The organism is Bathymodiolus platifrons methanotrophic gill symbiont (assembly GCF_002189065.1).
Taxonomy (GTDB): Bacteria; Pseudomonadota; Gammaproteobacteria; order Methylococcales; family Methylomonadaceae; genus Methyloprofundus.
The window spans coordinates 1-14,928 of record NZ_BDMN01000195.1 but is presented as its reverse complement, the minus strand read 5'-3'; the positions used below and the strand labels follow the sequence as shown (position 1 = coordinate 14,928).

Sequence of the window (14,928 nt, the reverse complement as noted above, 5' to 3'; positions counted from 1 at the left end):
ATCAGGTTGCCCACCATGTCATTCGCAGCGCATAACGTCTCTATGCGCATAAAATCTTCATGAGTTGAACGCATCAGGTTGTAATTAAGATCAGACATCTCAGCCATCTTTTCAATGCCAATACCAAAAGCATCCGATAAAATACAAGCATTAATGGCCAATACTATGGGCGTCTTTTTTTTATTGTATCGGGTTTTCATATGAGTAAAGGATCGCCACATGCCAATGTGATCACCTATATACATCATGATGCTAGGTATTTCTACTTGAGATAGGGTTCTGAAAAAAGCATCATCCAATTTATCCAGGCTGTCATAACCCAAACTCCAGTCCTGCTGCTCACCCGTTTTCATTTCTTTGATATTGAACGCTAAATTTTCACCGTCACTGATTCGTTTTGTCGTTCTATTCCATGTGGAATCTAGCGTCATAAGAGCTGCGTCCAAGCGTTCATCACAATAAATTGGAATTTTTGGATAGCCAAACTCATTGGCTATTTTTTCAACATCATCGACTAATGCATCGCTAATCAAATCATGATCGATGTCGCAGTAAGAAACACTTTCATTACAACAGAGCAGGCCTTTATCCAGGCGACGATACATCTTATGGTAAACGAAAAACTCGAATAAATGAGGATCTACCTGCGCATCATCTGAATCTTTTTTCAAATAAGGGAGCTGTGTCTTTGATAGGGTGTCTTCTATATCTTGTGGTAATTTAAACGTAGATGGGCCTTTGCCACTACCATAGTGCATTTTCATTAAATCAATGAGCGCCATGATATCGTTGTCTTCTTTGTAAAATACAAAGGGTACAGCCAGTAGAATTGGCCTCAAATAAAGCGCGAATGAACGTGACGATTTGAAATAAAATTCACGCATGGACGCTTTTGTGTCAAAGGTACTACCCTGCAAAAATTGAGCTAACGCTGGAAACTGCCCTTCCGGCAATATTTTGTAGGCCGCCTGGTTTAGTTCATCATGATCCAGTCCCGACTTGCGGCTTGGGAACCACTTGAGAAACTTGGCCAACTTGGGTAAATCAACAACCAAGCCAGAATGGTACTCACCTGCAGCCTTCTTCGCATAAGCCTTCGCATCAACCGTAATAGCCCTTGTATGGTACATAAAGCTGGTGATTAAATTATCCATGATTTGTTGATATCGATAATAAATAAAACAAAGGCCATGCAGCCATTGTTGCGGCTTGTCTAACCTTCTCAACCGGGAAGCCGCATATTGTCCTGCTATATCAGCATAATAACGAATGGCATTTTTGGATAACAGAAGGGTTGGAAGAAAACCCTTTGCAAATTTATACAAGCCCTCAAGCTCCAATGCCTTTTCAACCTCAGCACTGATAGCGGTGTAGGTGAAATTTTTTTGATCGGCACGTATGATGTTTAGCTTGGTTATCCCATCTTCCCGGTCGATCAATTCAGATAACTGTTCTTGTTGCCCAAGGGGCATTAACAATATGAGCTGATCAAGCCTGTCGCGTTCATTAACAAAGGATTGAGTAAACATATCCTGCAAACTTCGGTAGGTCGGAATAACAATTTTTTGATTATCAAGGTAGACCAGTAGTTGACGAAATGCGTCATGAACTTTGGGGTAGTATCGGAGCAATTCACCTATGTGTGCCTCAACCTGAATTATCTGTTCCATTGACCTGGTTTGATAATCAAACAGTTTGAGAATAATTTGCTTTTGCTGATTGATGCGTTGACGAGTGATGTTGCCCTGAAATACCCCGTCTGTTTTTTTGAAAAATTTTGCAAGCACATAGTCAACGTCGGCTCGGGCATCATCAAATGTAAAACTGAAAAATTGGTTCTTGGCTTTGAAATAGGCGAGCTGCAATATGAAATGTACTTTTGTTTTGATGGTGCCAAACTGACCGAGTGTATCCAATTCAACCTGAGTTAATTCAAAATAGAGCTGTTGTTCATTTTGATTGAAAACGGGCCTTGCGTAGAGATCAGAAATTTCAGCTTCAGGCAGGAGGTAAATACGTTTTAGGTTCGTCATGCGGGTTCAAAAAAACGGAGGTTTGGCTGGACTGGTTTTCCAGTCAAAAGAACCCGCATTGTACGGCAGTTTTTGGTAAGATAAACTGGTTCAGTAAATCTTGGTTCAGAATATTGTTTTTCAGTTAGTAAAATGGACTAATCCGTATGAAAATAGGATATGCGCGAGTTTCAACCAGAGAGCAATCTTTGGCCATGCAAGTTGATGCATTAAAAAAAGCCGGTTGCGATCAAATTCATGAAGAAATTGCCAGTGGTGCAAAAACGTCAAGACCGGTGCTTGAAGAAATTATGCGAAACCTGCGGGAAGATGACACATTGATCATTTGGAAATTAGATAGGCTGGGCAGAAACCTGGCTCATTTAATCCATCTGACAACAAAATTAATTGAAAAAAAAGTTGGGTTAATCAGTTTAAACGATCCGATTGATACATCGACTGCACAAGGGCGAATGGTGTTTGGTATTTTTGCTTCTCTTGCTGAGTTTGAGCGAGAATTAATTCGTGAACGAACACAGGCCGGGTTAAAGTCGGCTCGAGCCCGCGGTCGAAAAGGCGGACGGCCTAAAGGGATGACTCAAGCGGCAACAGAAAAGGCAGCCATTGCCGAAGCCCTTTACAAAAATGGGAGCATTCCTGTGAAAAAAATTGCTGAACAATTAGGAATCTCGAAAACCACGTTGTATTCGTACCTTCGGTATCGAAACGTTGATATAGGAGTAATGCCTAAACATATAGAGGTAGTGGATTCATGAAACAGTGCTTATAGTCATTTAAGCAACATAGCTTAGAACGAACACTTTTGGGGGTTCTTCCACAGGACCCCTACTGATGACAAAACGGGTGAGGTACTTAGTAATAGAACAATTAAAATGACTAACTCCGAGATAATCAATGAGTTGCCTGAGAGTATAATAACTAACAGGTCGAACCAGATGGCTGTAAAAAAAGTGTTAAAGGGGCTTAATGTGAAGCACAATAGGAGGGCTTATTTTATGCCGCCTTTAAGTAAAGCTGATAGCTCAACCCATTAGAGTCAGATTCCCTTGTATTTTTGCCCAAAACAAGCTTTCGCAAAAATAGCGACTCCCCGAATCACCATTTTTAACCAAATCATACAACCGATTAATCAAATAAACCGCCGTATCATCCGAACTATTTTCCAACTGAAAAAGCGTCGAAACCATATTATGAACCGCTTCCAACGCCTCATTTTCATACGCCGCCACATCAATCAACAAATACTTCTGACTCGGTTTATATTGAACCAGCTCAGGTGCAGATTCAAAGACTATAATCCCCCAGCAAATCCAGACAAGAAATCAAAGCAATCTTATTCCAAATTAGTTACTATTTGTAAAAAATTGGAGTATTAAAATGAGCAGAAAAAGAACGGTCTACAGTGCTGAATTTAAAAGCAAGTTGGTATTAGAAGTTTTAAAGAATGAAAAAACACTGCAAGAAATTGCCAGTGCAAATAACATCACACCTAAGAACCTACAAAACTGGAAAAAAATATTCTTAGACAATGCAGAAATAGCAATGGAGCCCTCCAAAGCCGTTAAAGATTACAAAGAGGATCTATTAGCAGCTCAAGAACAAAATGAGATGCTCACAAAAATCGTAGGAAAAATGACGGTTGAAAAGGAGTGGCTCGAAAAAAAGCTAAAAAGCTTGGACTCATCTGATAGAAAACAGTTGATTGAGCCCAAGCTTAACACTCTACCTCTAACACAGCAGTGTGCATTATTAGGATTAAATAGAAGCAATCTCTATTACAAAAAAAGAGAGAATAAAAAGAAAGAAGAGATCAAAACTCAGATTAATCACATTTTTAAAGACATCCCTATTTATGGTGCGGCTAAAGTACACCAGCAGTTGCTTGAAGGTGGTTTTAAAGTCAGTTTAAACACGGTGGCGAGTTATCGGCAGCAGATGGGCTTGAAAGCCGTATTAGCGGTAAAACAAGTCAATACAACGATCCCCATAAAAGAACATAAAAAATATACTTATAAGCTTAGAGATCTTGATATATCACACGCTAACCAAGTTTGGAGTACAGATATAACCTATATTAAAACCAAAGAAGGGATGGTTTATTTAGCGGCGATTATTGATTGGCACTCAAAAGCAGTGCTCGCCCATAAAATATCAAACACAATGGATTCTTTTTTAGTTATGGATGTATTAGATGAAGCGCTTTCTCTCTACGGAACACCTGAAATTTTTAATACGGATCAAGGCAGTCAATACACCAGTGAAATTCATACCCAACGACTAAAAAACAAAGGCATTACTATTTCTATGGATGGAAAAGGACGAGCAACGGATAATATTTGTATTGAACGGTTTTGGCGAAGTGCAAAATGTGAGCGTATTTATTTAAATGAATATGGTTCAATTAGAGCGTTAATAGAAGATGTTGATGACTATATTGAGTTTTATAATCATCAACGGTTTCATGAAACCCTGGACTATAAAAAACCAATGAATGTATATAGAGAAAGTATTTTAGCTAATGAACAGCAGAATGAAGCGGCTTAGGAATATGGAATAAGGATTGTTGAAAAATCTGTCTTGACTCTTTGGGGTGCTATAAAGCTCCAGTCCCGACTTGCGGCTTGGGAACCACTTGAGAAACTTGGCCAACTTGGGTAAATCAACAACCAAGCCAGAATGGTACTCACCTGCAGCCTTCTTCGCATCAACCGTAATAGCCCTTGTATGGTACATAAAGCTGGTGATTAAATTATCCATGATTTGTTGATTAAGGATTGTTGAAAAATCTGTCTTGACTCTTTGGGGTGCTATAATATTAAAAAGCGTTGTCGTGAATTGATAATTCAGGTATGTGATGCAGAGGATGTCCAGATCTTAAAAGGAGTGGTAAGTAAAAATCATGTCCACATACATATAGAATATCCTCCAAAATTATGTATCAGTGATTTGGTAAAGCGGTTGAAAGGTCGCACTTCTCGCATGTTGTAGCAGGAATATCCTGCCTTAAAGAAACGCTATTGGAGGCGGCACTTTTGGGCGATAGGTTATGGAGGTTGGTCGACAGGAAACATTACTGAAGAAATGGTTCAGGGATATCTTGAGCACGATCACGATCCTTCAAACAAAGATATTGGAAGCATGATTCTTGAATAGTTAGTTTTGGACTTTCAGTCCAGTCGCAACCTATGCACTTTCAGTGCATAGTGGTTGAGTTTAGTTTTTGTCCAATGACAACGATGGCAACCCAAGCTCTTTAAGAAATCCATTGTGCTTAGCCGTAGCAGAAACAATGTTCTCCTCTAAATTCACCAACTCACTATTTACTGTCAGCAAGTCAATTTGTTTTTCTGGCTTGGCGGTACTGACATATCTGGAAATATTCAGGTTGAAATCATTTTTTTCGATCTCTTCCATCGACACGCATCTGGCGTACCGCTCATCTTTCTTGCGGTATTTATAAGTATCAATGATTTTATCGATGTGTTCTTGCAACAATCTGTTTTGTTGTTTGTCTTTCTTAAAGTCTTTACTTGCGTTAATAAACAATACATCGTCAAACTTTTTACATTTTTTTAGCACCAGAATACACACTGGAATTCCCGTTGAGAAAAACAGGTTAGCGGGTAAACCAATCACTGTATCTATATTATTATCTTTTAGCAGTTTAGTACGAATACGCGCTTCGGCACCGCCACGGAACAAAACCCCATGGGGCAAGATGATAGCCATGGTTCCTTCATCGCCCAAAAAGTGAAAGCCATGCAGCAAGAAGGCAAAGTCTGCGGCTGATTTAGGCGCAAGACCATAGCTTTTAAAACGAAAATCTTCGCCTAAGGCTTCTGTTGGTTCCCATCGATAACTAAACGGTGGATTAGCCATAACAGCATCACATTCTAGTTTTTTGGATGGGTTAATTTCATTAAGCAAATCCCAATCGTTTGTTAATGAATCTCCATAGTGAATTTCGAACTCAGAATCCTTTACCCCGTGCAAAAGCATATTCATGCGTGCCAAGTTATAGGTGGTGATGTTTTTTTCTTGCCCGTAAATTTTACCAACACCATGATCGCCCAACTGATTACGTAGGTTTAACAACAACGAGCCAGAACCACAGGCAAAATCAAGAACTTTATTTAACTTTTTCTTCTTACCTGTAGCCGGATCTTGACTATCCAGCGTAACAATTTCGGAAAGAATGCCAGAAATTTGTTGTGGCGTATAAAATTCACCTGCTTTTTTACCAGAACCTGCGGCAAATTGACCGATCAGGTATTCATAGGCATCGCCCAACACATCACTATCGCTAGAAAAACCTGCAATACCCTCGGCAATTTTAGTAATGATGGTGCAGAGTTTAGCATTTCGATCTGCGTATTTTTTACCTAGCTTTTCAGAATCCAGATTTATTTCCGAGAACAAACCCTGAAAGTTATTTTCAAAGGATTTGTTTTCAATATATTTAAAACCTTTCTGTAAGGTAAGCAGTAAACCATCATGTTGGGTTCTAGCCAGCTCCGCGATACTACTCCATAAGTGTTGAGGTTCAATCACATAATGAACTTTACGGCGCATTTGTTTTTCAAACGCGAGGATATCTTCCTCATTTTTTTCATACCACAATGTTAAGGGTGCGCGCTTGTCATCGGCTTCAAGCTTAGGATAATCTTCCCCCAGTTCTTTTTTCGCAGAGACTGCGTAGTTATCCGATAGATAACGTAAAAACAAAAACGACAACATATAATCCCGAAAGTCATCTGCATTCATCGCACCACGCAGATGGTCTGCGATACCCCAAAGTGTACTACCTAGTTTATTTAAATCTTGTTCGGTCATGTCCTTGTCCTTGTCCTTGTTCTGGTCTCACTAAGTATTTCTGGCAGATCAAACTGAAAGCTATTGATGAAATCTTTAAGTATATCTCGGAATAAGTTTTGATTATCTTCGCCCATTGGAGTCGGTTCGTGAATAGCATAGCTTCCGTGGCTAAGAAGATTAAGCGCCCTGTTAAATAACGCCCTATTCTCACCATCATCAAGTGCCTTGAGACAAAAAGAAATGTCTGAGTGGCCGAAGAATGTAGCAGTTTTCTCCATAATGCTACGCAAGGCGTTGAAGTGGAACGTGTAGAGCGTGCCTGCTTCTGGGTCAGCAGATTTTTGCAACTCAGCAAGGGTTGCAACGTGGTGAAAAAATGGGGTATCTTCAGTGGAGCGAAGAGTATACTTCCCTTCGCTATTGGGACGATGGAGGAAGTAACGTTTGTGTTTTACCTTAGGTTCATTTTCTTTCGATCTACCAATCTCATTGCACATCACATTGAAAAAGAGTGAATGATGAGAAGAGACAACGGCTTTAATGGGGTCAGGGGAATCATTTTCGTCTTTACGGTTGGTCGCGCGGCGTAGAATTTTAGCTAGATCACAGGCAACCGCGATTGCGTTGTTATCATCAAGAGATGATACAGGATCATCAATATAAATATATCTTACCCATTGATAAGACTCATGTCCGTCAAGAACCCGCTCGCAGATCGCCATGAATATGCACCAGATAAAAATACTTTCTTCGCCTCGGGATATTTTGATGTTGTCTTGCCCATCTTTATTGAATTTTACAAAGTGTGGTTTGGTAAATGTATCTTCCCCTTGCTTAATTTCCTTGTAATCAAAATCGAAACCAAAATCAGCATAGCGACTGAGGTATTCATCAATAGTTGGCTCCAACCCTAGGTTAGTAAATCCATCAAAGAACTTTGAAAATTGATTTACTCGTAACCCGCGAATAAAGTCTTTTTCTAGATCGTTTTCCCATGTGAATAAATCTTCGGTGAAAGCGTTAAAATAGAGTGAGTCTGCATTTCCTCCATTGTTACGTTTTCCTCGATCTTTGAAATCCATAGACAACCGCGTCTTCCCTGTACGGTTATATGCGTAAAGGAGAACTAACTCCTTGTTGTTTAAGTCGTCGCGTAGCTGAGTGACTAAAGTGTTTAAATTTTGGTACGTACATACTCCGCTCATGCGCCCACCCCATCAGTTGCGGGGAAAAGCTGCTGCATCAATCCTTTTTTATGAGTTTTGAGTGACTCGATTTTTTGGGCTTGAGCGGTAATGAGGTCGTCGACGGAAGATAGGCAGTCCGCTATTTTTTGTTGTTCTTTAGACTCTGGAAATTTGACTTTTAGCCCTTTAAACTGTTGTGAAGATAGATTAGCTTGCTTTGTTCCACCGGGCAGGGAATAAAGTTCGGTTAGTAAACTTTCACTTTTAAGTAATTGCAGTAAAAAACCTTTAATGCAATTAGCTTTATGTACAATTTTCAGCACACGTTGATTCAATAATAATTGCTCGCAGCTTTCTGGAATCTGAACAATAAAGCCATAATCTTTTTTACCCATAGTCCCCGTCGTTGACATAAGAAGATCTAAAGGTTTTACCAAAAACCTAGAGTACTCTTCGTTAAAATGTTTAGGCAAGTAAACTGGAGTTCGATTAAGTTGAAGCTCTCCTTGGTACAGATTTCCCATTCTTATAAGCTGTATACCATCTTCAATAAAGTCAATGCTTTTAAAAGAATTGCCCATAATTCCATTCGCTAAATCGTTAATGACTCCTTCTTCCCACTCCCCCGCATCCAGAAACTCCGGAAACCGAAGTTTGGGAACAGCTTCACCTTCAGCAGTGAATAGCTGCTGCATCAAGCCTTTCTTATGATCTTTGAGTGATTCTATTTTTTTGGCTTGGGCGGTGATGAGATCGTCTATGGAAGACAGGCAGTCCGCTATTTTTTGTTGTTCATCTGGCTGAGGTATAAAAAAATTGAACCTTTTAAATAGATTTTTTTTGCTGATTCTAACTCGACCAGAACCACTTGAAAGACTGAGCAACTTTCGTTGGTTTGGGTCATGGAGAATCAGATTCATTAAAAAATAATTATTAAAATAGGAGTTATTGCGAATCCAGCAAACATCAACGCTAGTAATATACTCCCCATTTTTCTTAAAAATACAGCAATACAAATTTCTATCAACCATTCTATTAATTAACAGATCATCTTTAATTATTTTTGTCCCTCCTAACCCCTTAAATTTATTTATCGAAATAGTTTTCATTGGCTTTTCAATAAATTCTCCAAGACCTATATTCCCTAATTGAACAATTTCAAATTGCCCATGCATCGAAATATCTTTCGACAATATCCAGTCTCCATCACCATGAATAAGGCCATCGAAATCTCCTAATCGCTTCTCCTCCCACGGCCCCACATCACGAAACTCAGGAAAGCGAAGCTTAGGCACTAGCGTTTTTGTTGTTTGCTTACTCATACGCCGCTAACCCCGAAACATCACGCCCTTGGGCAAGTTTATTTAATAGCGGCACTAAGTCTTCCATCAGCGCAAGCTCTGCTTCGCGTCGAGCCTTCCAACCCAAATCCAGTGGCTCCAATAGGTCGGTGAGTTGTTCACCGTCGAAAATCATGCGATCCATAATGGCATCTACAAAGCTTTGCAGGGCATCACTGGTTAACCCATGTTTTTCTGCCATAACGGTAAGTTCTTTGGCAGATTTTTCTGCTTTAAATTTATCATAGCCTTTACGAATATCTTTTTCTTTTAGTTTTTCACCTGCTTGTAGGCAATTGATGTATTCCACTATGTCTTCGCGTTCATCCATCATGTTTGCGCTGGCGCTGATTAAGTCAATCAGTTGCTGGCGAGTCATTTTCTGTTTGCTTGGCTTATCATCAATGGAGCTGGCAATCAATCCCATGATATAGTCGTAATCAATCACAGCTGAGGAAAATAACACCAGTTCAAAATCCAGTTGTTGTATGGAGTCATCGGGATTATCACCGCCTTTGCCTTGTTGTGTTTTAAGGCGTTGTGCCGTTTCCAGATACATACCTTTAAAGCCTCGCAGTTCTTCTTCTGGTAATCTCTCTTTTACTTTGCCTATTTGTTCGTCGCTTAGATCGGTGTATTGATCAAGCTGAGTTTTCAATCGCTGCACTTCTTTAAAGTGGTTAATAAATTCAGCGCGTGCGGCATCACCTTTCAGGTTATTGACTTCTTCGGGTGCGCAGGCAAGACCTTGCGAGTCCATGAATTTTTCCAGTTGGCTAACAGCACCGTCTAATTGTTTAATCACTTCGGGTGCAGGATCTACTAACCATATCTCTTTTGCTTTGTCTTTGCTTGCACCAGAGAACAGCGCAATAGCCTCATTAACGGCTTTCTCCTGATAACGAAAATCTAAAATCATGCCATGTGGTTTCGTATCGTTAAGCACGCGGTTGGTACGTGAGAACGCTTGAATTAACCCATGGTGTTTTAAGTTTTTGTCTACATACAGGGTATTGAGATATTTAGAATCAAAACCAGTGAGTAACATATCTACCACAATCACGATGTCGATTTTATTGTTATGCGGGTAATCCTTGTTGCTATATTTTTGATCTTTAATGCGTTGCTGTACGTCCTGATAGTATAGATCGAATTCGTTAATGTTATGGTTTGTGCCGTATCGAGTATTAAAATCAGTAATGATAGCTTTTAGTGCCTTTTTCTTTTCTTCTGGTGCTTCTTCGTTATCGGCTTTTTCTTGTGGCAGGTCTTCTTGAAGCTGTTTTATATCAGCTATATTTTTTCCATTTGCATTCTCATTGTCTTTTGCAAGAGCCTTTGGCGGTGGCGAAAACATACAGGCAATATTTAAAGGCTGATAGGTTTCGTTTTCCCCTTGGCGCTTCTTCTGTTCTTCTTTAAACAAAGCGTAGTATTCAATAGCATGATTAATTGATGACGTAGCCAAAACTGCGTTGAAACGTCGCAGGTTTGTGGCTGCATCGTGATTGTCCAAAATTTCTTTTACAACGGCTTCGGGTGCAGGTGCTTTTGGCTTCGGCTTTTTACCTTTCTTACCTCTTTTATCTTCAATGTCTTTAGGGTTTTCACCAAAGTAGTCGATATGGAATCGCAGTACATTGCGATCTTCTATGGCGTTGGTAATTGTGTAGTGATGCAATTCTTTTTGGAAAATATCTTCAGTGGTTTTGTAAGATGCTTGTGTACCATCGATTGTTTTGTAAGTGGCATTCTCTTCAAAAATAGGCGTGCCCGTAAAACCGAATAATTGAGCATTGGGAAAGAACGACTTAATAGATTGGTGATTATCACCAAATTGAGAGCGATGGCATTCATCAAAAATAAATACAATACGCTGGTTTCGCAATGGCTCTAGCCGTTCCTTGTAGGGTTGCTTACCTTTTTGTTTATTCGCCTGATTGCGCTTACTGGTTTCATCCAGAGCAAGACCAAGCTTTTGGATAGTTGTAACAATAACTTTATCGGCATAGTCTTCCGAGAGCATCCGACGCACTAGCGTTTCGGTGTTGGTATTTTCTTCAACACAACCTTCTTGAAACTTATTAAATTCTTCACGAGTTTGACGGTCGAGGTCTTTGCGATCCACCACAAACAAGCATTTATCTACATCTGGGTTGTCTTTCAAAAGTGTGGAGGCTTTAAACGAAGTAAGTGTTTTACCACTACCAGTAGTATGCCAGATATAACCATTGCCTCGATCTTGATGAATACAATCGACAATAGCTTTAACTGCATAGATTTGATACGGACGCATAATCATGAGCTTTTGCTCGCTGGCAACCAAAACCATATATCGGCTTATCATTTTCCCCAATGTGCATTTGGCAAGAAAATTATCAGAAAAGTCATGTAAATGATTAACCTTTTTATTGTCTTTACATGCAAGTTCATAAATAGGCAAAAAACGCTCATCAGCATTAAAACTAAAGTGCTGGTTGTGATTATTGGCAAAGTAACGTGTTTTATTTTCATTACTTACAATAAATAACTGCATAAAACACATCAGTGTATTAGTGTAGCCATTACCAGCATCGTTTTTATAATCAACGATTTGCTCCATGGCACGGCGAGGACTGACATCCAAAGTTTTTAGTTCTATTTGTACCACTGGTACGCCGTTGATAAGCAAAATCACATCGTAACGATGATTGTTATTGTCCGTGTTGATACGTAACTGATTGATGACTTCATATTCGTTTTTACACCAGTCTTTAATATTAACCAGTGTATATTGCAGTGGAGTACTGTCTTCACGTTGAAAGGTATTACGTTCACGCAGGGTTTTGGAGGCGGTAAATACATCGGGATTGACTATTTCATCCCGCAGACGAGTAAATTCGGAATCAGTAAGATTGACGCGGTTAAGTGCCTCGAATTTCTCACGGAAGTTTTGCTCAAGTGCAGTGCGGTCACGGATATCTTCGCGATAGCTGTATTTTAGATCTTTTAGCTTGGTTATTAAAGCGTCTTCGATCTGTTGTTCTTTTGTCATGCATTCGCCCCGACAGTAACTTGTTTTCCACTTTCAAAATCTAACATTTTCTTAAAGCCTTTGAGATAGAGGTAAGCACTCAATGAAGCACGTACTTGCCCTATTCAGACATATCAGATTTTTTAATATTCCAAGGCAGTAAAGCTTCCACTTTATCAACCGTATCAGCACAGGGTAAAGCAGTGAGTACCTGTTTAAGATATTCATAAGGCTCCAGTCCATTTGCTTTAGCCATTTCTATCAGGCTGTAATGTATTGTATTGTATTGTATTGCACTGGCATGAGCACCCCCAGGTGTATCAGAAAATAACCAGGCTTTACGTCCTATCACAAACGGGCGAATCGCATTTTCCGCCAGTATATTGCTCATATTGAGCTCACCAGTGGTGCAATACACATTGAGCTTGTCCCTCTGGCTACTAAGTGCGTGTTTTAAAAGTCACATGAATCAGTTTTCAAGCCGCCCTAGCATCAAATTTATCATTGCAATGTGAATAAAAGCTGTACTGGAGTCGGTTAATACCTCGTAATCTTTACTCAAGCGACGATAACGATAAAGCCAAGCAAAGGTCCTTTCAACGACCCAGCGGTGTGATAATAATTTAAACCCTTGAGCATCATCCGAGCGCAAAATAGTTTGTAAAACTATATATGATAGCGTTGAGCTACCCAATCCATCATCTTGATACCACGATAACCACCATCAACCCAAATACGGAGTATTTTTTTACAACTGCCTGTAAATAATTTGAATAAAAGTTTCGCACCATCCCGTTCTTGAACCGAAGCCGCTGTAACCACAACAACCATAATTAACCCAAGTGTGTCAACAAGGATATGGCGTTTTCGCCCTTGAATTTTCTTCCCGGCATCAAAGCCTTTTACACCTGCTAGAGCAGTTGTTTTAACGCTTTGGCTATCGATAGAACCAGCTATGGGTTGTTTATGACGTCCCGCTTTTTGTCTGACTCTAGCACGTAAAGTATCATGGGTTCTGTCGCAAAAGATAAGTATTTGTGTAAACTCGGCTATAAACCTGTTTTTATGCCTCTCATGACAAAGTATCATGCAGGAGACAATGTTATCAACTCATCGGGATAATTGAATGGATAAGCCAGGTATGATCTGGTGTTCAGGAAAATAATTACTTAAAAAATGGCGCCATTTTTAGTTGAGCATGCAAACCTACTTTGGGTGAACTTAAGTCTTATGATCGTAGGTAATAGGCTATTTTTGGTTTTTGCGACAGAACCCCAGCGTTGATTATCTCTTTCTTGTCGTTAGCATTCATTTTATTAAAAATTAAACTGGGTGAAAAGCAAACAAGACCCTTAAAAACTTGCTATATCTTGGTTGCATGAGTTAAAGTTATGGCAAACCTAGCCTGATATTTCCTTTTTCAGGTAACTCTCCCGAACTTATGAAGTTTAGGACATAAAAAAACCCCTACACACATTTGATTGTATGCAGAGGTTTTTTAAAGGTTGTGTATGAGTGATAAGAGTCACTCACCACAGCTTGAAAGTAAGAAAACACCTCTTGCTTTCAAACAGACGTTAATTATATCTTAATTAGCATCCAATTTGAAAGCATTATTTGAATCCTCTGCTTTACAAGCTCAGCCCCTATTTTGGAATCAAGATGATTTGGGATAGGTCAGGACAGTGTTGTCGAACAAGGGTAACTGCTAAGACAACCCATTAAGGCATCTTTTGTATAAAGTATAAGCCGCAAGCTTATTGTCGTTTTGAATGCGGGATTTGAATTTTATAATGCAGAAGATGGCACGTTTGGAGCAGGGGTGGATATTTTATATATCTGGCAACGTGCAGGGCGTAACGACTGTGAAAGGGGCTTAAAAACTCAAGTAACACGATCCCAAGATACACTGAAACTCTAGTCCGCATTATCTGTTTTTTTCAAGCAGTTGTGGGAGGGGGAGCTGTGAAAGGGGATTCGTAGGCCTGCCTTAGGGGCTAAATGGCTGTACTATCTCTCTCTTCTTTTCAAAAATACCATTTATTATTATTGATGCGCGGAGCGCGGTTTAAGAGAAATCATATTGCTGTGATTGACAGTGATTGTGGGGACTAAATTTAGGAATTTGCGCGTTCCTAAAATGGTTCAATGGGTTTTGTCTCCCAGAAGATAATTAAGGGGAACCCCTTTTAGACCTTAATTTTTGGAGAGTCTCAGCCCTTAGAGAAAGTAACTTTCTCACGCGTATATCCGTCAAATGTGGAATCCCCTATTTTGGGCGAGGCTGATATTTCAACACTTGAATCCGAGTACTCTGAATAGGATTCTTCTTGTTGCTTACATTCTTTAAGGAATGTAAAATATTTGTGCTTAATACGCTCATTATCTGGATGGTGGTTCATAATCTTTTAACCTCTCTATTTGAGGGTGGTATAGCAAAAATTGACACTAATGCTATAATATTGTTTATTTTATTCACTTTACTCACCTTTCTAATTTAGAGAAAGATTCTATAAAATGGGTCTGCTTTAAACTCTTAA

The 14,928-nt window shown here is 39.5% G+C and carries 7 protein-coding genes and 4 pseudogenes; 3 read left to right on the top strand and 8 right to left on the bottom strand.

All coding sequences use genetic code 11. The annotated features are described in order from the left end of the window. A partial coding sequence (locus CDZ78_RS11670) for a DUF4158 domain-containing protein (RefSeq protein ID WP_087870169.1) occupies positions 1 to 2,033 on the bottom strand: 2,033 nt, incomplete at its 3' end. 146 nt (positions 2,034 to 2,179) lie between these two features. Between CDZ78_RS11670 and CDZ78_RS11665 the strand changes: the two are divergent. After that, a pseudogene (locus CDZ78_RS11665) lies at positions 2,180 to 2,764 on the top strand (recombinase family protein); the annotation flags it as partial. Between the two features lie 291 nt (positions 2,765 to 3,055). Here CDZ78_RS11665 and CDZ78_RS11660 read toward each other — a convergent pair. Then, a complete protein-coding gene (locus tag CDZ78_RS11660; protein WP_087870167.1) occupies positions 3,056 to 3,271 on the bottom strand; it encodes a hypothetical protein in 216 nt (71 codons plus the stop codon). A gap of 139 nt (positions 3,272 to 3,410) precedes the next feature. On the opposite strand from CDZ78_RS11660, the gene CDZ78_RS11655 reads away from it, so the two are divergent. Together CDZ78_RS11655 and tnpA are read left to right on the top strand one after the other, a co-directional pair. Beyond that, positions 3,411 to 4,577: an IS3 family transposase gene (locus CDZ78_RS11655; protein WP_087870166.1), complete on the top strand. Its 1,167-nt coding sequence runs from the start codon at positions 3,411 to 3,413 to the stop codon at positions 4,575 to 4,577. A 270-nt stretch (positions 4,578 to 4,847) separates the two neighbouring features. Then, positions 4,848 to 5,186, top strand: a pseudogene (gene tnpA, locus CDZ78_RS11650) (IS200/IS605 family transposase); the annotation flags it as partial. 60 nt (positions 5,187 to 5,246) lie between these two features. Here tnpA and CDZ78_RS11645 read toward each other — a convergent pair. From CDZ78_RS11645 to CDZ78_RS23155, 6 genes and pseudogenes are all read right to left on the bottom strand, one after another. Next, positions 5,247 to 6,866, bottom strand: a complete 1,620-nt coding sequence (locus CDZ78_RS11645) for a type I restriction-modification system subunit M (protein WP_087870165.1) — start codon at positions 6,864 to 6,866, stop codon at positions 5,247 to 5,249. Then, positions 6,863 to 8,053: an AAA family ATPase gene (locus CDZ78_RS11640; protein ID WP_087870164.1), complete on the bottom strand. Its 1,191-nt coding sequence runs from the start codon at positions 8,051 to 8,053 to the stop codon at positions 6,863 to 6,865. The genes CDZ78_RS11645 and CDZ78_RS11640 overlap by 4 nt, the downstream gene beginning before the upstream one ends. After that, positions 8,050 to 9,357, bottom strand: coding sequence for a restriction endonuclease subunit S (locus tag CDZ78_RS11635; RefSeq protein WP_087870163.1), 1,308 nt, complete (start codon positions 9,355 to 9,357; stop codon positions 8,050 to 8,052). Before CDZ78_RS11635 ends, CDZ78_RS11640 begins: the two co-directional genes overlap by 4 nt. Beyond that, positions 9,350 to 12,409, bottom strand: a complete 3,060-nt coding sequence (locus tag CDZ78_RS11630) for a type I restriction endonuclease subunit R (RefSeq protein WP_087870162.1) — start codon at positions 12,407 to 12,409, stop codon at positions 9,350 to 9,352. Before CDZ78_RS11630 ends, CDZ78_RS11635 begins: the two co-directional genes overlap by 8 nt. A 100-nt stretch (positions 12,410 to 12,509) precedes the next feature. Then, positions 12,510 to 12,827 (bottom strand): annotated as a pseudogene (locus tag CDZ78_RS11625) (transposase domain-containing protein); the annotation flags it as partial. A gap of 30 nt (positions 12,828 to 12,857) precedes the next feature. After that, positions 12,858 to 13,405 (bottom strand): annotated as a pseudogene (locus CDZ78_RS23155) (IS5 family transposase); the annotation flags it as partial. Between the last annotated feature and the right edge of the window lie 1,523 nt (positions 13,406 to 14,928).